At 45.4% G+C, this 22220-nt stretch carries 17 protein-coding genes; 10 read left to right on the top strand and 7 right to left on the bottom strand.

Features of this window, described 5'->3' with window-relative positions:
- Window positions 1-51: 51 nt before the first annotated feature.
- Window positions 52-1098, top strand: coding sequence for a succinylglutamate desuccinylase/aspartoacylase family protein (locus F0229_RS06455; RefSeq protein ID WP_171732494.1), 1047 nt, complete (start codon window positions 52-54; stop codon window positions 1096-1098).
- Window positions 1099-1300: 202 nt separating this feature from the next.
- Here F0229_RS06455 and F0229_RS06450 read toward each other — a convergent pair whose 3' ends face one another.
- Entirely contained in the window at window positions 1301-1618 is a 318-nt protein-coding gene (locus tag F0229_RS06450) for a DUF3622 domain-containing protein (protein ID WP_017069509.1), read from the bottom strand.
- Between the two features lie 355 nt (window positions 1619-1973).
- Here F0229_RS06450 and F0229_RS06445 point away from each other — a divergent pair, with 355 nt between their 5' ends.
- Window positions 1974-2981 carry an adenosine deaminase gene (locus tag F0229_RS06445; protein WP_171732493.1) on the top strand — a complete coding sequence of 336 codons (1008 nt, stop codon included), beginning with the start codon at window positions 1974-1976 and terminating at the stop codon, window positions 2979-2981.
- A gap of 67 nt (window positions 2982-3048) precedes the next feature.
- Here the strand turns inward: F0229_RS06445 and F0229_RS06440 are convergent, their stop codons facing one another.
- Window positions 3049-4233 carry an NnrS family protein gene (locus F0229_RS06440; protein ID WP_171732492.1) on the bottom strand — a complete coding sequence of 395 codons (1185 nt, stop codon included), beginning with the start codon at window positions 4231-4233 and terminating at the stop codon, window positions 3049-3051.
- Window positions 4234-4521: 288 nt separating this feature from the next.
- Here F0229_RS06440 and F0229_RS06435 point away from each other — a divergent pair, with 288 nt between their 5' ends.
- The gene (locus tag F0229_RS06435; RefSeq protein WP_017060795.1) at window positions 4522-5076 is read left to right on the top strand and encodes a gamma-glutamylcyclotransferase family protein; all 555 of its coding nucleotides are present in this window, start codon (window positions 4522-4524) and stop codon (window positions 5074-5076) included.
- Between the two features lie 46 nt (window positions 5077-5122).
- Here F0229_RS06435 and F0229_RS06430 read toward each other — a convergent pair whose 3' ends face one another.
- Entirely contained in the window at window positions 5123-5455 is a 333-nt protein-coding gene (locus F0229_RS06430) for a tRNA-binding protein (RefSeq protein ID WP_017060796.1), read from the bottom strand.
- A 197-nt stretch (window positions 5456-5652) separates the two neighbouring features.
- Here F0229_RS06430 and F0229_RS06425 point away from each other — a divergent pair, with 197 nt between their 5' ends.
- Window positions 5653-6651: a substrate-binding domain-containing protein gene (locus tag F0229_RS06425; RefSeq protein WP_017066816.1), complete on the top strand. Its 999-nt coding sequence runs from the start codon at window positions 5653-5655 to the stop codon at window positions 6649-6651.
- A 219-nt stretch (window positions 6652-6870) separates the two neighbouring features.
- On the opposite strand, the gene galM is transcribed toward F0229_RS06425, so the two are convergent.
- From galM to galE, 4 genes are all read right to left on the bottom strand, one after another.
- Window positions 6871-7950, bottom strand: a complete 1080-nt coding sequence (galM, locus tag F0229_RS06420) for a galactose-1-epimerase (RefSeq protein ID WP_171732491.1) — start codon at window positions 7948-7950, stop codon at window positions 6871-6873.
- A 111-nt stretch (window positions 7951-8061) separates the two neighbouring features.
- Window positions 8062-9222 carry a galactokinase gene (gene galK, locus F0229_RS06415; RefSeq protein ID WP_017060799.1) on the bottom strand — a complete coding sequence of 387 codons (1161 nt, stop codon included), beginning with the start codon at window positions 9220-9222 and terminating at the stop codon, window positions 8062-8064.
- 233 nt (window positions 9223-9455) lie between these two features.
- Complete coding sequence (locus F0229_RS06410) at window positions 9456-10508, bottom strand: UDP-glucose--hexose-1-phosphate uridylyltransferase (RefSeq protein WP_171732490.1); 1053 nt, start codon at window positions 10506-10508, stop codon at window positions 9456-9458.
- Between the two features lie 333 nt (window positions 10509-10841).
- Entirely contained in the window at window positions 10842-11861 is a 1020-nt protein-coding gene (galE, locus tag F0229_RS06405) for a UDP-glucose 4-epimerase GalE (protein ID WP_171732489.1), read from the bottom strand.
- A 393-nt stretch (window positions 11862-12254) separates the two neighbouring features.
- Between galE and ebgR the strand changes: the two genes are divergently transcribed.
- The 6 genes from ebgR to ygjJ all read left to right on the top strand — a co-directional run bounded on the left by ebgR (window position 12255) and on the right by ygjJ (window position 22220).
- Entirely contained in the window at window positions 12255-13238 is a 984-nt protein-coding gene (gene ebgR / locus F0229_RS06400) for a transcriptional regulator EbgR (protein WP_171732488.1), read from the top strand.
- A gap of 324 nt (window positions 13239-13562) precedes the next feature.
- On the top strand, window positions 13563-16694 hold the full coding sequence (gene ebgA / locus F0229_RS06395; protein ID WP_171732487.1) for a beta-galactosidase subunit alpha: 3132 nt from the start codon (window positions 13563-13565) through the stop codon (window positions 16692-16694).
- Window positions 16695-16697: 3 nt separating this feature from the next.
- Entirely contained in the window at window positions 16698-17150 is a 453-nt protein-coding gene (locus tag F0229_RS06390) for a beta-galactosidase subunit beta (protein ID WP_017066026.1), read from the top strand.
- Window positions 17151-17292: 142 nt separating this feature from the next.
- Window positions 17293-18717, top strand: coding sequence for an amino acid permease (locus tag F0229_RS06385; protein WP_171732486.1), 1425 nt, complete (start codon window positions 17293-17295; stop codon window positions 18715-18717).
- A gap of 576 nt (window positions 18718-19293) precedes the next feature.
- Window positions 19294-20727 (top strand): amino acid permease, encoded by a 1434-nt coding sequence (locus F0229_RS06380; protein ID WP_171732485.1) that lies wholly within the window; start codon window positions 19294-19296, stop codon window positions 20725-20727.
- Window positions 20728-21155: 428 nt separating this feature from the next.
- Entirely contained in the window at window positions 21156-22220 is a 1065-nt protein-coding gene (gene ygjJ / locus F0229_RS06375) for a protein YgjJ (RefSeq protein ID WP_171732484.1), read from the top strand.

The following is a 22220-nucleotide window of genomic DNA, read 5'->3' as shown; positions in this document are numbered from 1 at the left end:
GATTGCTACATTCCGTGTTAACGAATTATCACTATGTTGAGAACAACCTAAATGGCAAGACTAAAACCTAATCAACCATTCGAATTACTTGGTTATACTGTTCAGCCAGGACAACGAAAAGAGATTGAACTACAGGCAGCTCAGCTTTACACGCACTCTCCACTTTCGATCCCGATTGAGATCATCCACGGTCGCCAAGCAGGCCCAACACTAATGGTAAACGCTGCTATTCACGGTGATGAGCTAAACGGTGTTGAGATTGCACGACAGTTAACTAACGCAATAGAACCTAATAAACTGAAAGGTACATTAATTGTTGTGCCGATCGTAAACGTATTTGGCTTCATTCATAAATCTCGTTACTTACCAGACCGTCGCGACCTAAACCGTTGCTTCCCAGGTAGTGAGAAAGGCTCATTGACATCACGCATCGCTTACACCTTCTTCGAAAACGTAGCGAAGCACTGTGATTACATTTTGGATCTACATACAGGTGCTATTCACCGTACTAACCTGCCACAGATTCGTGCAAACCTATCAAATCCAGAAACATTACGAATTGCGAAAGCGTTCGCAACGCCAGTAATCATTGATTCACCTTTGCGTGATGGTTCACTGCGTAGCGAAGCTGAAAAACTGGGCATCCCGGTACTGACTTATGAAGGTGGTGAAGCGCTGCGTTTTGATCCTTTAGCGATTCGTGCAGGCTATCTAGGCGTTCATCAAGTGATGAAAGAAATAGGCATGCTGCGCCCTAACCGTAAGAAGTTACCAGAGCCAGTATTGAGTAAATCCACCAGCTGGATCCGCGCTGAATCAGACGGTATTTTGCGTAACATGGTAAGACTTGGCGAACAGGTTGAAGCAGGACAAACCCTTGCTTACATCAGCTCTCCATTGGGTCACCAAGAAGGCCAAGTGATCACAACCAAAGGCGGTATCGTGATTGGTCAGCAAACTCTGCCTTTGGTCAACGAAGGTGATGCTGTGTTCCACATCGCTTACTTCAAGCAAGACGATGAAGAAGTAGGACAATCAGTAGAAAGCTACATTGAAGAAGTGGCAGAAGACGATTGGCTAACTGCACTGAATAACTGATCAGACAATGCTTAACAGTTTAAGAGCTCGACGTTAAAAGCGAGAAGCCAAACCGAGCTCTTAAACACAATAAAACAGAACTCCACAAACTAAAAATCCCCAAAACACTTTTAACTCGAAAGAAAAAAGTTGTATCGGGGCTTTTTTTTCACAAATCCCTTATCTTAAAATTAAGGGATCTATAAATTAGTCATGCACTGAATTATTCAGCGTCTTGTTGCTCTTCTGCACGAGCTTTAGCGCGCGCTTCACGTGCTTGCTCAGCTTTAAGCTCTTTAGTGTGACGTAGTTCGTCACGCTCTTTACGTTGCTCTGATTTACGCTCGTTACGTTCAGCTTGGTTAGCGATGAAAGATGCTAGCTCTTTCTCTGCCCACTCTTGTGCTAGAGCTTCAGTTTCGAAACCAGACTCACGCTTAGATACTGTAGTGCTGCGAGACGTTACTTGACGAGTAATCTCTGCACACCAACCGTTGCGTTTTTCTGTAAGGCGGATATCAAATTTTTTGTTCTTAGACATGTTCTATTTTTTCCTAAGGGAGATCATTAAGGGATCGGTCAACTTTGATAACTCCATCTAAGTGAGCATCTTTTAACACCATCCCTTGGTAAGCGCGGTATTAGAGCACAAATCAATGAATATTGCTGCAAATATTTGCAGCGGATCACACTCCAATGCTGCAAATCGTTTGCGCCTAATTTCAATCGGTTCATAACTCCAAAATAGCTTCCAATTTACGGGGCACTTTCTCGATAACGAGCAAATGAACTATGCTCAAATAGAGATAAATGAAAGAGATAGCCTATAGACTCGGATCTCACCATCGAAACACCTCACCTACTCCGCCCATAATTACAATAGCGAAGGGGTTGCTATGGATAGCTTTATCAAAAATTTACCTAAAGTTGAACTGCACTTACATATAGAAGGCACATTAGAGCCAGAGCTGATGTTCCAACTCGCCAAGCGTAATAACCTGTCGATTCCCTTTGAGACCCCAGACCAAGTAAGGGACGCGTACCAATTTCACAATCTTCAGTCCTTTCTCGATATCTATTACCAAGGCGCTAACGTACTCATTCATGAACAAGACTTCTACGACCTGACATGGGCTTATCTACTGAAGTGCCAGCAAGATAATGTGGTTCATACCGAAATATTCTTCGACCCTCAGACTCACACTAAACGCGGCATTGCCTTTGAAGTCATAGTCGGTGGGATCACTCGAGCATTGAATCAAGCAGAGCAAGAACTTGGCATCAGCAGCCAACTGATCATGTGCTTTCTGCGTCACCTTGATGAAGACAGCGCTTTTGAAACGCTCAAACAAGCCCTTCCTTATAAAGATAAGATCATTGCCGTTGGGTTAGATTCATCAGAACAGGGCAATCCACCAGAGAAGTTTAAACATGTATTCCAAGAAGCGATCAATCAAGGCTTTCTGACTGTCGCGCACGCCGGAGAAGAAGGCCCAGCACAAAATATTAGCGACGCACTGAGCTTGCTAGGCATTACCCGAATTGATCATGGCGTTCGCTGTGTAGAAGATGAAGAGTTGATGGAACAGCTAATAGCAAAACGTACACCACTGACCGTCTGCCCGCTGTCGAATACCAAGCTCAAGGTGTTTGAGACCATGCAAGAGCACAACATCGTCGAGTTGCTGAGAAAAGGGCTGTGCGTCACCATCAATTCCGATGATCCGGCTTACTTCGGCGGCTATATGAATGATAACTTCCTCGCCGTCGCCAATGCTCACCCAGTGACCAAAAACGAATTGGCGCAGTTCAGTATTAATGCCATCGAAGCCAGTTTTATCTCGCCTCACGCCAAGGAAGATCTCATCACACAGGTACGCCAATACCTTGCTGCGAGTACTTAATGAGTTATCAAGATCAAAAAGGGAAGCTCTGAGCTTCCCTATCTATATCAATAGATAACTAATTGGCTTAGCCCGGGTGACCATCCACTCTTGGCGTTAACAGCATCATCCCAAATTTCCAGATAAATAGACCGAACGCTAACGTCCATAAACCCGCGCTGATGTTCACCATCTCAAATAAATACGCAGGGAAGAAAGTCACACCTACGCTGCGAACCAAAGCCGCGATAAAAATAGCCGAGAACGCTAACGCCATACTTGGCCCTTTATAGATAGCACGACCAGTATGTCCCATTGTCACGCGCGTAATCATCGCCAGAATTAACCCACTCAAGCCACCAATCGCAAACAAGTGCAGCATGTTGTGGCTCGCGAACGGGTTGTCTAACAGACCACGTAACAGCAAACTGAGAGGGATACATAGGTAAGCCGCATGCAGCGACCACACCAAAGGCTCAGACAAGGTTGTCCAAGGCTTCCAACGGATAAAGCGCACCAACTGAGCCACACCTGCAAATACAATCAACTCATTGCCGACTTGAGCAAAGGTCAATGGGAAGAAGCTCAATACAAATAAGCCAACCAAAGGTAGATTCGCTAACCATTCTAACCAAACTAGTGGTTGTGCTTTTTCGAAATCAAAACGACGCGCTGTAAAGAATGGGAGCACTCGCCCACCCATCACTGATAACAGCAAGGTAAACCACCACAACATAGCCTGCCAAACTGCAGACGATGGGAATGGAGGCATCCCCTTAATGGTCGCGTAACTAGCAAAGTTCGCCACGATAGCCAATATAAACAGTGGCACAAAGAATAGATTCTTCCAGCCTTTCGACTTCACGACTCGGAAACCAATTTCGTAGGCGGCGAAGATTAAGAACAGCGCCTCAACCGACGAGATCAGCCATAACGGAGCGGGTGTCCAAAACAGAATACGAGGTGCGAGCCACAAACCGACTAGCGCAGCTAATCGATAATGCTTGGTGCCATTGACACCCGTCCACGTTTGTACTGCCGTTAACACAAAACCGACCACTATCGCCATTGAGAAACCAAACAGCATCTCATGCACGTGCCACCAAAGTGCGGGAACTTTTAAAATCTCAGGCTGACCGTTTTGGAACATGATCACCCAAGCGACAATTGCGATCACTGCATAGAGACTGCCTAAAAAGAAGAAAGGTCGAAAGCCTAAACGCAGGTAGGCTGGAATCGCGTCTTCTACACTTTTATCTGTGATATTTAACAAACTCGCTCCTAATTCTCAGATAAGCGGCCAAGGTATTACCTAAACCAAATTTTGTGTGCATCAAATCCGATGCAATATGCAGATCACATTGCATGAAACGCGCCAATTAGATAAAACCAGTAAAAACAGCGACTCACGAGATTCAATAGCCAATAAATAAGTCAAAAAAACACAACCAAAAGAGTCATAAAGACATATACATGTATAAATAGAAACTTACTGACTTTTGGTATCTCGCCACATATAGTAAGACTAGACTTAAATGGAACAACTCAGACAAGGAATGCGATGTATATTTTTGGTTATGGCAGTTTAATCAACTCATCTTCACGTCAGCTTACCGGTCAGACAGGGCAAGCGATCCCTGCGATTGTTCATGGCTTGATTCGCCATTGGAGCAAGATCGATGACAGCTATGTCTTATCCCCTTTGATCGTCAATCTCGGCGAAGGACAAGTGAATGGTGTGTTGCTTGAGGTGGATGATATTGCACTGGCTGAGTTTGATCGCCGTGAGCGTGGTTATCACCGAATCGAATTAAAGGCCTCTCAGATAGAAAGCCAAGATGAATTCAAACAGGATCAACCGATCTGGGTTTACATCAAAGACGAGATTGAAGCACCTTGCGAAAACAGCCCTATCGTTCAAACCTACGTCGATACTGTATTAGCAGGATGTTTAGAGGTGTCTGAAAGCTTTGCGGCGCACTTCGTTAAACACACACAAGGTTGGCATCACCCATTAGAAAATGATCGCCACCAGCCTAAATACGGCAACCTTGCTGGGGTTTCCGATCACCATCACAGTGTGATTGATGGCTTGATACTAACTGTACGCAGCTAGTTGATTTAGGTTGGTGAACACATTGACTCACCAACCTAAAGTGAGCTTAAACGACACGAATACCTGCTGGCATCGCACGTTCAGGTGTTAGCAATACACTTTCAGATTCATCTTCCGTTTCTGCACAAAGCAACATGCACTCAGAAGTGTGGCCTCTCATCTTCGCCTTCGCTAGATTGCACAAAACAACAACCTGCTTACCCATCAACTCTTCTTCTGTGTAGTAAGGGACTAGGCTGGTCACCGTTTGCAGTGTCTTGTCACCAACATCCACTTGCACTATGTAAAGCTTGTCGGCGTTTTCATGACGCACAACCTCAATGATCTTACCCACACGCATTTCTAACTTAGCAAAGTCACCATAAGAGACAGTATCCATTTCTCACTTCCTATATTGGTTTATTTTCACTCATTAAATCATTTACTAAAATTAAGTAAAATGTAAATGTTTACACTAGCATTAAGCCTAATAATTACAAGCGGTAAAGATCTCATTACTGGAAGTAAAATGAGAGTTTCGTTGCCTTACTATCATTGTCGGTGTTAAATAGATGAAGCAATGTATAGAGGTTAAAAATGGCAACAATTAAAGATGTAGCAAAGGAAGCTGGTGTTTCTGTTGCAACCGTATCTCGAGTGATCAACAAGTCTCCCAAGGCGAGTGCAAGCTCGGTAGAGTCTGTAACTAAAGCGATGTCTAAACTTGGCTATCGACCGAATGCCAATGCTCGAGCGCTGGTAAGCCAAAGCACGAACACTGTTGGTGTATTGGTCGGTGACATCTCCGATCCCTTTTTTGGCACGCTGGTTAAGGCTGTCGACAATGTCGCTCGTGAGAACGGAAAACATATCCTTGTCGGTAATGGCTCGCACGATCGTGAAGAAGAGAGACAAGCGATTGAATTGCTGATTAACAGCCGTTGTGACGCCCTGGTGATCCACTCTAAAGGCCTCACCGACGAAGAACTGATTGCCTATGCAAAAGAGGTCAAAGGCTTAGTACTGATCAACCGTTATATTGCTGAGATTGCCAACCACTGTATTTTCTTAGACAACAAAAAAGGTGCGTATCTTGCGACGGAATATCTGATCCGCCATGGCCATAAGAACATTGCCTGTATCGCCTCATCGCATAGCATTGAAGATGCCGATGAGCGTATCCAAGGTTACTTAGCGGCACTCTCAGATTACAAAATAGCGCTCTCTGACAGCTATATTGAATACTCAGCGCCGACCAGTGACGGTGGCGAATACGCCATGACTAACCTTCTGACTAAGTCACTGCCAATCACTGGCATTGTGGCGTACAACGATTACATGGCAGCTGGTGCTTTGTCTGTCCTTGATGAAAACGGTATTCAAGCGCCAGACAAAATGTCGATCATCGGTTTCGATGATGGTTTGATTGCCCGCTATGTTCATCCAAAGCTCACCACTATTCGCTACCCGATTCAGATGATGGCAGAGAAAGCGACACGACTCGCGTTGCACTTAGCCAAAGGTGAAAACACCTCAACTGAACCAATGATGTTCTCTCCAACTCTGGTACGCCGTAATTCGGTAGAGAAAGTCTAGGTTCTGGTCGACTCATCAAGCAATAAACAAAAAAAAGCCCTAACAGAATCGCTTCTGTTAGGGCTTTCCTACCTTACTCAGATACTCAACAATCGCGCTTAATAAACCGCACTCTTGTTGAGCGCCACTTTTGCTCATCCCCCAAGAACAACGCGATAATTCACATCGTCCTATTCACAAACAAAAGATATTGACGTAACCGCTTTGAGCTAGAGCGTACTAGTTTGAAGAATCCCCCGAAAATTCAAACTGGTAACAGGTACTGTAGTTATATTCTTGTTCAGGCTTGAGAATACAACTGTCCTGGTTCCACTCTGGGTGGTTAGGAGAGTCAGGTAAGAACTGGGTTTCTAGCGCCAAACCAGCGTAGTCTTCATAGCTGCCACCACTTCGGTTTGGTGTGCCACCAAGCCAGTTTCCGGTGTATAGCTGCATCGCAGGTTTGGTTGAAAATACTTTTAGTGTGACGAGCGCATCCGGTGAGGTTACGGTCGCGGCGCATTGAGTGCGTTTGCAGCCATCAGCCAATAAGAAAGAGTGGTCGTAACCCTTTGCTGCTTTCTGCTGTTCATCGCCCAACAAACGCTCTGAGATCATCATAGGCTGATTGAAGTCAAAGCTGGTCGATTTCACTGATTTAAGGTTACCTAACGGAATACCCACCGAATTGGTCGGTAAGAACTGATTAGCATTGATACTGACAATGTGTGACAAACAATCATGTCCAGCTTCAGCGCCAAGTAGATTGAAGTACGCATGATTCGTTAGGTTGACTACAGTCGGCTTGTCTGTGGTTGCAGAGTAATTAATGGACACTCGATTGTCTTCGGTGATGTCATAACGTACCGACACATTCAAATTCCCCGGGAATCCTTGGTCGCCATCAGCAGACTCAAGAGTAAACACCACTGACGTTTCGGTTTGCTCGGCAATATTCCAACGGCGTTTATCAAATCCGTTCGGGCCACCATGTAAGGTATTGCCCGCTTGGTTGGTTTCCAGCTTGTAATTCTGACCATCAATTTTGAAACGACCATTAGCAATGCGGTTAGCATAACGGCCAACAGTTGTGCCCATATAGCTGGCTTGTTTATCGAAGTTCTCCATTGAGTTAACACCCAACAACACTTCTCTTTTGTTTCCTTTTACTGGCAGGATACAGCTCAACCATGTTGCACCAATATCCATGAATGTCACTTGCATGCCATGCGTATTTGATAGCGTCACTAACTGAGCGGGTTGGCCATCATAGGCAGGAGTCTGCGTCATGGATTGATGCAGGTTTTGCTCTTGTGTCATTCTAAATTCCTTCTAGTGCCAGTAAAAAGCCTCTACCTGAAGTAAAGGCTTTAGCATTTGGCCTACCATGATCTTTTTACTTGGTAAGCTCTATATTAAGTCTCGAAGCCGTTAGATTACTTCAACTAAGCCTGCTCCGTCTTTCGCTTGGCACACATAAATAGATTCTTTTAGCCCCGTCGCCGCTTGATATTTCTGTTCAACGGTTGTTTTGATTTCATCAACCAATGCAGGTGGAACCAATGCCACAATACAACCACCGAAACCACCGCCAGTCATACGCACGCCACCTTGTTCACCGATCACTTCTTTGACCATATCAACCAGCGCATCAATCTCTTTCACCGTGATTTCAAAATCATCACGCATTGATGCATGCGATTCAGCCATCAACTCGCCCATACGCTTCATATCATGAGTGCGTAGAGCTTGAGCCGCTTCAACAGTACGGTCATTTTCAGTAATCACGTGACGAGCACGTTTCGCGACCATTTCATCCAATTCAGACTCTTTCGCTTTGAATTGCTCAATGGTCACATCACGAAGTGCCGGAACACCAAAGATGCGCGCCGCTTCTTCACACTGTTCACGACGTGTGTTGTATTCGCTGTCGACTAAGCCGCGTTTCTTGTTTGAGTTAATGATAACCACAGCCATATCTTCTGGCATTGAAACCGCTTGAGTCTCTAGGCTACGACAATCCAAAAGCATCGCGTGGTTTGCGCGACCTTCTGCAGAGATCATTTGGTCCATGATGCCGCAGTTACAGCCCACAAATTCGTTTTCGGCCTGCTGACCATTTAGCGCCACTTCAGCTTGGCTGATCTCTAGGTTATAAAGCACCTTGAATGTTTGACCAATCACCACTTCCAGCGCCGCAGAAGAACTTAAACCTGCACCTTGAGGCACGTTGCCCGTTACAGAGATGTCTGCACCTGTAAATTCAAAGCCGCGACCTTTTAAGCACTTCACCACACCACGAATGTAGTTAGCCCACATCTTGTCTTGTTGGAATGTGATCTCTTGAGTTAAATCGAACTCATCGACTGCATTACCGTAGTCCACTGATACTACGCGAACAATGTTGTCGTCACGCTTAGCCGCGGCGACTACCGTTTGGTAGTTAATGGCACACGGTAGAACAAAACCATCGTTGTAGTCAGTGTGCTCGCCGATCAGGTTCACACGACCTGGTGCTTGGATAATATGAGTCGCTTGGTAACCAAGGACTTGCTCAAAAGATGCTTTCACGTTTTGGATTAGGTCAGACATAAGTAAACTCTCTGGTTAAACTCTTTGTTCAATTGGTTATGGCCCCTTCACGGCACCACTTTAATTCTTTTAGACTCCCTATCTCGTTCGCACCTCAGGTAGGGAATGACAACATCTGCGACTAAACTTTTAAGCTTCTAAGCTCTTACACTTGTGGGCTTCTCACCTGTCGTCATTCCAGAATCGAGGGACGAGATATCGGGGATCTTGCTTGTTATCTACGAAGTAACGTATTACTGCTCTTTGTAATGCACGTCACTCAAGTCGCGCAGACGCTGTGCCGCTTGTTCTGCGGTTAAATCACGTTGAGATTCAGCCAACATTTCGTAGCCGACCATGAACTTACGAACCGAAGCACTGCGTAATAGTGGTGGGTAGAACAATGCATGCAACTGCCAGTGATCGATGTCCGTACCTTCTTCGAAGAACGGCGCGTAGTGCCAGCCCATTGAGTAAGGAAATGAACACTGAAACAAGTTATCGTAGCGGCTAGTCAGCTTCTTAATCGCAACCGCTAAATCATCACGCTGCTCGTCAGTCAGTTCGCTCATACGGCGAATGTGCGTTTTTGGTAGTAACATAGTTTCAAATGGCCACGCCGCCCAGTAAGGCACCACAGCAATCCAATGTTCGGTTTCAACCACAGTGCGAGAGCCGTCTTTCATTTCAGCTTCAACGTAATCCACTAATAGGTTTGAACCTTGTTGCTCGAAGTACTCTTTTAGCAATTTTTCTTTACGTTCAATCTCGTTAGGTAAAAAACTATTTGCCCAGATTTGACCGTGCGGATGTGGTTGCGAGCAGCCCATAGTCTCGCCTTTGTTTTCAAAAGCTTGAACCCACAGGTAGTCTTTACCTAGTTCTTCAATCTGTTCATTCCAGGTATCGATAACACCACGGATCTTGTTTACCGGAAGCTCCGGCAGCGTTTTGCTGTGGTCCGGAGAAAAACAGATCACGCGGCTCAACCCGCGAACACCTTGAGTCTTGAATAGAGGGTTATCAGACTCTGGAGCGTCAGGCGAATCAGGCATCAACGCCGCGAAATCGTTACTGAACACGTAAGTGCCGTCATAATCAGGGTTTTCATCACCCGAGATACGCGTGTTGGTTGGACAAAGGAAGCACTCTTTGTCGTACGCAGGCAGTTGCGCAGTGGATGGCTTTTCATCTTGACCACTCCATGGACGTTTCGCACGATGTGGCGAGACTAAGATCCACTGACCAGTTAATGGGTTATAACGACGGTGCGGGTGGTCTACTGGGTTAAATTCAACTTTTGACATACTTACATTGCTCTTAAATTGTGTGCTCTGGTTCATTAACCAAAACGAATAATTCTTCTACAAGGAGATTCCCTATCACGCTCGTGCCTCGCTGTAGGGAATGATGTGTAATCTCGTTATGCTATTTGTGCAAAGGCAACCACTTCATAGCCTTATGCTCATCCGTCATTCCAGAATCGAGGTACGAGATATCTGGAATCTCTCTTTTCTTATCTCTGCATTCCCCAATGAAATTGGAGTTGCAGCTAGGCAGCAAGCTTTCCAATATCCATGAGCATAGATCTTCTATGTGATTGGAATTGGTGAGCGCAGCTAACAAAGCTGCGGCTTCAATTACGAAGGGGAATAACCGTTCGGGTTATTCGACTGCCAGTTCCACGTATCTGCCGTCATTTCCATCACGCTGCGAGTCGCTTTCCAGCCAAGTTCGCGTTCTGCTTTTTCAGTGCTTGCCCAACATTCAGCAATATCACCAGCGCGGCGTGGGCAAAGCTCATAAGGAACCGGCTTACCCGATGCTTGTGCGAAGGCTTCAACCATCTCGAGTACGCTTGAGCCTTTGCCCGTGCCTAGGTTGTAAATGTGTAAACCCGCCTTCTTGCCAACCGCTTTCAATGCGGCTACGTGTCCGTCCGCTAAATCCATAACATGAATATAGTCGCGAACGCCTGTGCCATCGACTGTTGGGTAATCGTTTCCAAAAACAGCCAATTTGTCGCGACGACCTACCGCTACTTGAGCAATAAACGGCATCAGATTGTTTGGGATACCTTGTGGGTCTTCACCCATAGTGCCCGATGGATGTGCGCCAACTGGGTTAAAGTAGCGCAGTAACGTCACGCTCCAGTCGTTCTCCGCGTTGAACAGATCGCTCAAGCACTCTTCCACCATATATTTGCTGCGACCATAAGGGTTAGTTGTCGCGCCTGTTGGTGAAGTTTCAGTAATCGGCACTACGTCCGGGTCACCGTAAACGGTAGCCGAAGAACTAAATACGATGCTTTTCACGCCCGCTTTCTTCATGCTTCGAGCTAACACCAGTGAACCATTGACGTTGTTATCGTAATATTCCAAAGGCTTAGCCACCGACTCCCCTACCGCTTTCAGGCCAGCAAAGTGAATCACCGCTTGGATATCATTTTCTGAAAACACGCGATCTAAAAAAGATTGGTCACGAATGTCGCCAAGATAAAACGTTGGTCGCTTGCCAGTTAACGATTCGATTCGTTTCAGCACTAGCTCTTTGCTGTTGCAAAGGTTATCAACAATGATCGGCTCCATACCTGCCTGTATCATTTGAATGCATGTATGACTTCCGATGTAACCCATGCCGCCCGTAACCAGTACTTTCACAATCAACCTCTCTTTGTCGTCATTCGTGGGCTAACTCGAACTGACATTCAGCTCAGTAGCACCGTATGTCAGAAATAGTAGCAGCCATTTTGACTATAATTCTGTGATCAAAACCACGAAGTGTAAACGTTTACACCAACTTTCATCATTGGAACTGATCATGACATAGAGAGAACGTATAGCTATTAACCTCTAATTCATTGAATTTTAATAAGATAATTATAGACAGTTAGATTTGAGACATCACAGATGAGTTGAGCATTTATTTTACTAAAAGTTAATGCAATGACGTCCAGTTTGATTACAATAGGTCTGTAGAATAAAGAGGTGCATTGCTTTTTTACTAAATACCAATTTCAAAGCAGCGCAATGTTCCAATAACAGGAAGTGAGTATGGCAACGTTAAAAGATATCGCGACTGAAGCGAATGTATCATTGGCTACAGTTTCAAGGGTTCTCAATGAAGATCCAACATTAAGCGTCAAGGAAGAGACCAAAAGGCGTATCTTTGAAATTGCAGAGAAGTTGGAATACAAAACCAGCAGCTCACGAAAAACCGTTAGCAGTAAAAAACAAAACCATCACTTCCTAGCACTGTATAACTACAAGCAAGAAGCGGAAGTTAACGACCCTTACTATCTATCGATTCGCCACGGGATTGAAACCCAATGTGAAAAGATGGAAGTTAAGCTAACCAACTGTTATGAAAGTAAAATACAGATCAATTCAGCACCAATCACAGGTGTTTTGTTGGTGGGTAGAATGACACCAGAGGTTATCGAGCAAGCTAAAAAGCTGAGCGATAATATCTGTTATGTCGATTTTACCGATCACTCAGAACCTTATGACTCTGTCGATATCGACCTGGCTTTGATCAGCAAAGAGATCACCAACTTCTTTATCAACCAAGGCTATGAGCGCATCGGCTTTATTGGTGGCCAAGACGACGTCAATACCCCTGATATTCGTGAAGTCGCTTTTGCTGAATATGGTGGCCTCAAGAACGTTGTCAGTGAGCAAGACATCTACCGTGGTGACTTCTCTAGCTCATCAGGTTACAAGCTTGCAAAACAGATGCTCGCGACGGGCGACTACCCTAAAGCCATGTTTATTGCGTCAGATTCCATCGCAATTGGCGTTTTACGAGCAGTTCATGAGCACGGATTAAACATCCCTGAAGATATTGCGCTGATCAGTGTAAACGACATCCCAACAGCTAAATTTACCTTCCCATCTTTATCAACTGTTCGTATTCACTCTGAATTGATGGGAATTCAAGGCGTTAATCTGCTGATTGAGAAAGTACGCGACGGCCGAACCATCCCACTACGTGTCTATGTACCAAGCAAACTCAAGCTGCGCTATACAACAAAATAATTAAATATATCAAGTAGATAAATAAAGGCTACCTTTGTTGAAGGTGGCCTTTTTTGTGCCCGTCACATACATCAATCTCCACGTATCCCCCTCTTTAATCTGCTACATAAATCAGCCGATAGCATTCTTTTAAGTGGATCACACAGCACCGTAAAAAGACCATAAAAAACGTGATGAAGTTAAAGTAAAACGTTTTCACCATTTTCATTTAGTAAAACTTTTACTAATAATCACCTCAATCCAAAAATACTCGTATTCACTACGACCCAATTACGAATAAGAACGTCGGTCAGCAAACTGCATTCAGACCGAGAGAGAGGCAACGTGAACAACTGGGAAAACTTCCTGAACTTACATGAGAACCGTATGGCACCACGTGCTTACTTCTTCTCATACGCATCAGAAAAAACCGCTAAAACATTTCAACGTGAACTAAGCAGCCACTTCCAACTACTAAGTGGTCAATGGAATTTCAGCTACTTCACTAACCCGCTCTTGGTTCCTGAAGAGTTTTACTCTCAAGAGATGAGCGATTGGGGCCACATTACGGTGCCAAATATGTGGCAGATGGAAGGCCACGGCGATCTTCAGTACACAGATGAAGGTTTCCCATTCCCAATTGATGTACCTTTCGTACCGTCAGATAACCCGACAGGCGCATACCAACGTTCGTTCTTCCTTGGCGACAGCTGGAACGAGAAACAAACCATTATTAAATTCGATGGCGTAGAGACCTACTTCGAAGTTTACGTAAATGGTGAGTACGTTGGTTTCAGCAAGGGCAGCCGCCTAACCGCTGAATTCGATATCTCTAGCCACGTAAAAGCGGGCAACAACCTACTTTCTATTCGCGTGATGCAGTGGGCCGATTCCACCTATATTGAAGACCAAGACATGTGGTGGGCAGGCGGCATCTTCCGTGATGTTTACCTTGTTGGTAAAGAACAACTTCACGTTCAAGACCTAATGGTTCGTACTGATTTTGACGACGCTTACCAAAGCGCGACCCTTTCGTGCAACGTTGCTCTAGAAAACCTAGCAGCAGCGACTAACGCAACTCTTGAGTACGCATTGCTTGATGGCAGCCAAGTTATCTCCCAAGGCTCAGTAGATAACTTAACTGTTCCTAACCAACAGACTGGCGGCAATGCGAACACTCAATTCTCTATCGATGTCGTGAACCCTGTTCAATGGAATGCTGAAAACCCATACCTTTACCAACTGTTGCTGACGCTAAAAGACACAGACGGCGAAGTGCTAGAAGTGATTCCACAGCGCGTTGGTTTCCGAGACATTAAAGTTCGCGATGGTCTGTTCTACATCAACAACAAATACGTGATGCTGCATGGTGTAAACCGTCACGACAACGACCACCTGAAAGGTCGTGCTGTGGGCATGGATCGCGTTGAGAAAGACTTGGTGTTGATGAAGCAACACAACATCAACTCAGTACGTACTGCGCACTACCCGAATGACCCACGTTTCTACGAACTGTGTGACATCTACGGCCTGTTCGTGATGGGTGAAACCGATGTCGAAACTCACGGCTTTGCTAACGTTGGCGACCTAAGCCGCATCACTAACGATGCAGCATGGGAAGCGGTGTTTGTTGAACGTATCGAACGTCATATCCACGCTCAAAAGAACCACCCTTCTATCATCATGTGGTCTTTAGGTAACGAATCAGGCTACGGCTGCAATATCCGCTCTATGTACGATGCGGCAAAAGCGATTGATGACACCCGCTTGGTTCACTATGAAGAAGACCGCGATGCTGAAGTGGTCGACATCATTTCAACCATGTACTCACGTGCTCAACTGATGAATGCCTTCGGTGAATTCCCACACGAAAAACCACGCATTATCTGTGAATACGCACACGCAATGGGTAATGGCCCAGGTGGCTTAACCGAATACCAAAACGTGTTCTACAAGCACGATGCAATTCAAGGTCACTACGTTTGGGAATGGTGTGACCACGGCATTCTAGCGCGTGATGAAGCGGGTACTGAGTTCTATAAGTACGGCGGTGACTACGGTGACTACCCGAACAACTACAACTTCTGCATGGACGGTTTGATCTACCCAGACCAAACACCGGGGCCAGGCTTAAAAGAGTACAAGCAGGTTATCGCACCAGTGAAGATCCGTGACTTCAATGCTGAAGACGGCACCTTCACAGTAGACAACAAACTTTGGTTCTCAAACATCGATGACTACACCATCACTGCGGAAATCCGTGCTGAAGGTGAAACCATTGCTGTGCAACACATCAAGATTGAAGAACTGGCAGAAAACTCGAGCCGTGAACTGACACTTAACTTGCCACAACTTGATGAGCGCGAAGTGTTTGTGAATTTTACCGTGCGCAAGGATTCTCGTACGCCTTACAGCGAAGCGAACCACGACATCGCGGTGTATCAATTCCAAGTGAAAGAGAACACAGCACAGCTAGAAGCCTTCACTAACAACAATGCGACAGCACTGAATGTGGAAGAGTCTCGTTTAGCTTACCTAATCAAAGGCCACAACTTCGCACTGAACTTCTCGAAAGTGAACGGCAAGCTGACGTCATGGTTGGTCAATGGCGAAGAGATGATTAAGTCAGAACCACGAATCAACTTCTTCAAGCCAATGATCGATAACCATAAACAAGAGCACGATGGTTACTGGGAGCCTGCACACTTGCAAATTATGCAGGAGCACTTCCGTAGCATTGACCTTGAATGCGTTAACGTTGAACAGGTAAATGGCAAGGTAGAGATCACCACCACCAGCATCATTGCTCCACCAGTATTCGATTTCGGCATGCGTTGTGAATATCGCTACCAAGTTAATGCTGAAGGCCAATTGAACGTTGAGCTAAGCGGCGAACGTTACGGTGAGTACCCTCATGTAATTCCTGTGATTGGTTTTGATATGGGCATCAACGGCGACTTCGACCAAGTCCAATATTACGGACGCGGCCCTGAAGAGAACTACCAAGACAGCAAGCAAGCCAACATGATTGATGTGTACCAATCAACCGTTGCAGACATGTTCGAGAACTACCCGTTCCCACAGAACAACGGCAACCGCCAACACGTTCGTTGGGCTGCGCTTTCAAGCCGCGCGGGTAATGGTATTGCAGTAAAACCACAGCAAGAAATCAACTTCAGCGCATGGTTCTACACCAACCAAAACCTGCACCAAGCACAACACACCATTGAGCTAGAGAAAAGCGGTTACATCACGTTAAACCTAGATCACCAAGTGATGGGCTTAGGCTCTAACTCTTGGGGCAGCGAAGTGCTCGATTCTTACCGCGTTTACATGGACGAGTTCCGCTACGGTTTAACTCTGATTCCATTCCAAGCAGGCGATTGCGATGCGCAGCACCTAATCAATCACAACTTTGGCGATGAGTTTTTTACGGTGAATGCACCAAAAGCTCAACCACAACTGAACGAGGCATAAGCGATGATCGTTTTAGAGAACTTAGAACAATTTAAAGTCGTCTACCGCGATGGTCGTAAATGGCAACGCTGTGTAGAAGCGATTGAAAACATCGGAAACATCAAAGATGGCGTGATGTATTCAATTGGTGATTCACTGGCTTACATGATTGAAGACGGTGTGGCTCGTAACACAGAAAACTTCACCGGTAATCGTCGTTACTTCGACGTGCACTACTACCTAGAAGGCCGTGAAACGGTTGAATTCGCAGCGAAATCAGAGCTAGAGCAGATCCAAGCTTATAGCGATGAAACCGACCGCGAACACCTAATGGGGAACGGTGAAACTCGTGAGCTAGCTGAAGGCCAAGTGGCGATCTTTGACAACAATCAGGCTTACCGTTTCCACGGTGATAACCGAGTTCGAAAAGTGGTACTGAAAGTGACCATTGAAGACGGTTACTTCCTCAATAAATAAACAATAACGCTATCTATTAACAGTATGTATCGAGCCTTGCCGTTCAAGGCTCCAACATGCTGAACAAAGCCTCAATGCTTCCTCCCTACAAGGAAGCATTGAGAAATAACGACTATAATTACGTGATTCCTCGGAGGACACTATGTCTGAATCTGTACGCGGTAAGTTAGGCAAATTTGCCCTACTCTCCATGACATTTGCAGCGGTATTTAACGTTCGCAACATTGTAAACAACAACATCGAATTGGGATTGAGTTCAGCCCCTATCTTTTTGCTCGCGACCCTTATTTACTTCATTCCGTTCGTGTTCATCATTGCTGAATTCGTATCAGCAAATAAAAATTCTGAGTCAGGCATGTATGACTGGCTAAAAAAACCACTAGGCTCAAAAGCAGCCTACCTAGGTTCCTTCCTATACTGGTTCGTAAACCTTTTCTGGTTTGTATCCCTGCTACCAAACGTAATCGCCTATGCGTCTTACGCGATGTTGGGCTATGAATACGCCTTCTCGCCAGTCGTCACATCGGCTATCTCGATTGCTCTGTTTGCTGCAGCAACTCACATCTCAACCAAAGGCGCGAGCTGGCTAGGTAAGATTGCCGAGATCGTGGCCTACGGTGTATTCGCTCTGTTTGCAATCTACGTTATCGGTGCACTAATGGCACTGGGCGGCAACCATGAGCCAGTAGAACCAATCACGCTTGAAGCAATGACACCGACCATCAACTGGGCAACGCTAGGTATCATGTGTTGGATCTTCCAAGCAGCCGGTGGTGCAGAAACCGCAGCCGCTTACCTAAACGATGTGAAAGGTGGCCATAAGTCTTTCATTAAAGTAATCATTGGCGCGGGTATCGCTATCGGTTCTATGTACGCCATTGGCTCACTACTGGTAAACGTGTTCGTTGCTCGTGAAGATCTAACGTATGCAGGTGGTATGGTTGAAATCTTCACTGGTATGGCTCAGTTCTTCAGCATCTCTGAATCTATGACGGGTCGCTTCGTTGGTATCGTTCTGTTCGTTGCTATGTTTGGCTCAATGATGATGTGGACAGCAGCACCAGTTAAAATCCACTTCTCTGAAATTCCGAAAGGCGTTTACGGTGAAAAAACAACAGAGCTAAACGAACATGGTGTTCCAGTTCGTGCAGCATGGTGGCAGTTTGCGTTCGTATTCGTGATGCTTGTGGTGAACGGCTTCGGCTCTGAATCTGTACAAGACATGATGAATACAGCAATCAATCTAACAGCAGGTACCGCAATGCTACCGCCAATCTTCATCATGGTGGCCTACTTTGTATTCCGCTTGAAACACGACGACACACCGCGTGATTTCCGCATGGGTACTCGAGTTCAAGGTATGGCAGTAGTATCGGTACTGATTGGTATCTTCATTGTGAGCATGACAGCATCGGCATTCCCGACAGGTGTTGACCTTGTTCAAGCCTTCTTTATCAACGTCTTCATGACAGCGGTATTCTCTGGTATCGCATGGTGGTGGATCTCTCGCTTTGAAAAGAAGCAAGCAAGTAAAGAAGCAAAGCTAGAAACGGCTAAGCAGTCGTAATCCAGAATCTATACATCTAGTTAAAAGCGCCTTAATTGGCGCTTTTTTTTGTTTTAAATCAGATAATTAAAACAAAAACCCCAAGAATAAAAACGGCGTTCCGTCAAGGTTTCAGTTCACGAAAAACACCAATTAATAGGTAATAAAACTCAAATAAAAACCAAGGTAAAACATTAACTAAATTTATTTACTCAAGGTCACATATTTGATCAATTTCGATTAACTTCCCGCCGCTTAATCTTTAATCTTCTTGCTGAAGAGACAAACTGATTCATATAAAGAAAGCGACAAAAAAAGCCCCTACACGCCTTATAAATCGTCGCTCATGAAACAAGCAATCTCTTCAATGAACTTCTTAATCTTTAACTCTTTGTTTTGGTAATAAGTTTACTGAAATACCAAAGAAAAAAATCCCAAAGAAGTCCGATCGTAAATCTATAAAAACAACAATGAGCCAACCCTGACAAAACAAAGCGGGTGTTTGCCAAACCAACATAACAATAAAAGTGCGGCCTAGAGCTTCCCTCTCTAGGACCAAGTTATAACGATCATCAACGTGATTCACCGGAGAACATCATGTCCGAAAATAAACGCAGTACGATAGGCAAATTTGCCCTACTGTCTATGACCTTCGCGGCGGTATACAGCTTCAATAACATCATTAATAACAACATCGAGATCGGTCTTTCCTCGGCTCCGATGTTCTTTCTAGCAACCATCTTTTACTTTGTGCCATTTTGTTTGATCGTTGCAGAGTTTGTGTCACTGAATAAAGACTCTGAAGCGGGTGTTTACTCTTGGGTTAAAAGCTCTCTAGGCGGCCGCTGGGCGTTTATTTCAGCTTACACCTACTGGTTTGTTAACCTGTTCTTCTTCACCTCTCTGCTCCCTAGAATCATCGCTTACGCGTCGTATGCGTTCTTAGGTTTTGAGTACATATTCACGCCAATAACCACCGCAATTCTAAGTACTATTTTGTTTGCGGTCGCGACTCATATCTCGAATAACGGTGCGAAATTACTGGGCCCTATCACCTCACTAACATCATCACTGATGCTGCTGCTAACGATGTCTTACATCTTGCTATCTGGCGGTGCTTTGGTAGGCGGTATCGAGCCAGCTGACCCAATCACCATTGAAGCCATGACACCAAGCTTCAACTGGGCATTCCTTGGCGTAATCACTTGGATCTTCATGGCGGCAGGCGGTGCAGAATCGGTCGCGGTTTACGTTAACGACATCAAAGGCGGTCACAAATCTTTCGTTAAAGTCATCATCATTGCCGGTATCTTCATCGGTGCGCTTTACTCGGTAGGATCTGTGTTAGCAAACGTGTTTGTTTCGCGTGAAGAGCTTAAATTCACAGGCGGCTCAGTTCAGGTATTTGAAGGGCTAGCAAGACACTTTGGCCTGTCTGAAATCTTGATGAACCGTTTCGTTGGTGTGGTTTCATTCACGGCGATGCTGGGCTCTCTGCTGATGTGGACGGCAACACCCGTTAAGATTTTCTTCTCTGAAATCCCTAAAGGTATCTTCGGTGAGAAAACGGTCGCTCTAAACAAACAAGGCGTTCCAGAGCGTGCGGCTTGGGTTCAGTTCTTCATCGTGATTCCACTGATGTTCATCCCAACGTTGGCGTCTGACACAGTGCAAGACTTGATGAGCACCATCATCAACATGACTGCAGCAGCTTCTATGTTACCGCCACTGTTCATCATGATTGCTTACCTTCACCTGCGCGTGAAACTGGACCACCTTCCTCGTGATTTCCGCATGGGTTCTCGTACGGTCGGTATTACTGCTGTGTCGATTCTTATCGCTATCTTCACCGTTGGTTTCTTCGCTTCTACCTTCCCAACAGGCGCAGACATCATGACCATCATCTTCTACAACGTGGGCGGTATCGTGATCTTCCTTGGCTACGCATGGTGGAAGTACGGTCAATACGAGAAAAGCTTATCTCCAGAAGAGAAAAAACTAGAAGCAAAGCCTGAACCGGCGAACGCTTAGCTTTACCCTATACTCTGATTGAAAGCTTAAGGCACTTACATTTAAACTTCAGGCACTCGCATTTGGTGAGTGCCTTTTTATTTGTCGGTACATTTCCACTAACCATCTCGATTAAATCAAAGCCATTCAAGAATCAAAACATTCGAACCAACAATCTAACCACCCATCAAACAATTCACCTCCCGAATACTTACAACCCTAGCCATACCTCTGCAAATTCAACTGAAAGTCAAAATAAAAACAAAGTAAATATTTACTAAAAACAGATCACACTTTTAAACTGAATTAATTTTAAACACCAAAATTATCATTAATATCGGTTTTGCGATCGTAAGTAACCTGACCAATACGCCTTGAAGAGCACCCCATATTAGAAGTCAGAACTGCTTGCGAACCTTCATTTATAACCCGACACAGAAGTGATTAAAATGAAAAGTAGTTTTACTAAAACCACTCTTATTACAAGCTGTATTCTTGCTGCCCTAAGTACCACTGCCCACGCGGAAGAGTCCGCAGCAAACCACAGTGATACTCAGCCTCCTAAAACAGAAACTGAAACCCTATTTAACTTTTATGGTGAGCTTGGCCTTGGTGGTCACGTGGCACTAGAAGGTGATGATAAGGGCCGCTACGCAGACGGCACTTACATTGAAGCGGGTTTAGCTATCGAGCATGGCAATTGGTTTGGTTTAGCTTACATGGAAGGCTGGACAGTACAGGCCGATGACGAAGGTAATGCTTGGGCGACAGGCCACGGTTGGGGCGGCTTCGAAGGTGGTTTTAACCGCTTTTACGCTGGCTACCGCACCGACGAAAAAACAGAATTTATTGTCGGTCGTATGGACTCGTCACTGGATGACGTTCAATGGTGGGGTGACCCAACAGTCGAGTACGGCTACGCAATCTCAAACACCCGTGATGTTCACGTTGGTGTGAAGATTCAAAACCTAGAAGGCAAACTTCGCTACAGTGTTTCATTCGCGCCAGAGTCTGACTTCTCTGAAGACGATGCTCTCATTCACTTCGGTAAATACGACAACTTTGCAGACCAATGGAAAGATAAGAACGCCATGGTCAACGGTTACCTCCAATACGAACTGACCGACGACTTAACCCTAATGGGTGGTGGTGAAGTGCGTAACAACGATGGCGGTGAACTATTGCTATTGGGTGCTGAATACAAAAACTTTGCGACTCGTATTTGGCACGACACAGATAAAGGCAACCAAGAATCATTTGGCAGCGAATCCGGTATTCAAACCAGTGCTTGGTACGAAGCGGCTCAGGGCGTTTACCTTTCAGCAGCCTACAACTACGCAAACTTTGATGGTGACAACGGCGACAAAGAGATCACCTCTTACATCAACGCGGGCGTTTGGTACGAATACGGCAACGGCACATTTGCGACAGCTTTCGATAGCCGCTTTGGCGTAGGCAGCGACACTGAAATCGGCGACGCTCAGGTGTTCGCAATGCAATACTTCTACTGGTAA

The sequence above is a fragment of the Vibrio sp. AIC-3 genome (assembly GCF_013114515.1).
Taxonomy (GTDB): domain Bacteria; phylum Pseudomonadota; class Gammaproteobacteria; order Enterobacterales; family Vibrionaceae; genus Vibrio; species Vibrio crassostreae_C.
This window is presented reverse-complemented; position numbering and strand designations above follow the sequence as displayed.

Coding starts and splice junctions, on each gene's coding strand:
- F0229_RS06455 (WP_171732494.1), top strand. CDS start 52: ATGGCAAGACTAAAACCTAATCAACCATTCGAATTACTTGGTTATACT.
- F0229_RS06450 (WP_017069509.1), bottom strand. CDS start 1,618: ATGTCTAAGAACAAAAAATTTGATATCCGCCTTACAGAAAAACGCAAC.
- F0229_RS06445 (WP_171732493.1), top strand. CDS start 1,974: ATGGATAGCTTTATCAAAAATTTACCTAAAGTTGAACTGCACTTACAT.
- F0229_RS06435 (WP_017060795.1), top strand. CDS start 4,522: ATGTATATTTTTGGTTATGGCAGTTTAATCAACTCATCTTCACGTCAG.
- F0229_RS06430 (WP_017060796.1), bottom strand. CDS start 5,455: ATGGATACTGTCTCTTATGGTGACTTTGCTAAGTTAGAAATGCGTGTG.
- F0229_RS06425 (WP_017066816.1), top strand. CDS start 5,653: ATGGCAACAATTAAAGATGTAGCAAAGGAAGCTGGTGTTTCTGTTGCA.
- galM (WP_171732491.1), bottom strand. CDS start 7,950: ATGACACAAGAGCAAAACCTGCATCAATCCATGACGCAGACTCCTGCC.
- galK (WP_017060799.1), bottom strand. CDS start 9,222: ATGTCTGACCTAATCCAAAACGTGAAAGCATCTTTTGAGCAAGTCCTT.
- F0229_RS06410 (WP_171732490.1), bottom strand. CDS start 10,508: ATGTCAAAAGTTGAATTTAACCCAGTAGACCACCCGCACCGTCGTTAT.
- ebgR (WP_171732488.1), top strand. CDS start 12,255: ATGGCAACGTTAAAAGATATCGCGACTGAAGCGAATGTATCATTGGCT.
- F0229_RS06390 (WP_017066026.1), top strand. CDS start 16,698: ATGATCGTTTTAGAGAACTTAGAACAATTTAAAGTCGTCTACCGCGAT.
- F0229_RS06385 (WP_171732486.1), top strand. CDS start 17,293: ATGTCTGAATCTGTACGCGGTAAGTTAGGCAAATTTGCCCTACTCTCC.
- F0229_RS06380 (WP_171732485.1), top strand. CDS start 19,294: ATGTCCGAAAATAAACGCAGTACGATAGGCAAATTTGCCCTACTGTCT.
- ygjJ (WP_171732484.1), top strand. CDS start 21,156: ATGAAAAGTAGTTTTACTAAAACCACTCTTATTACAAGCTGTATTCTT.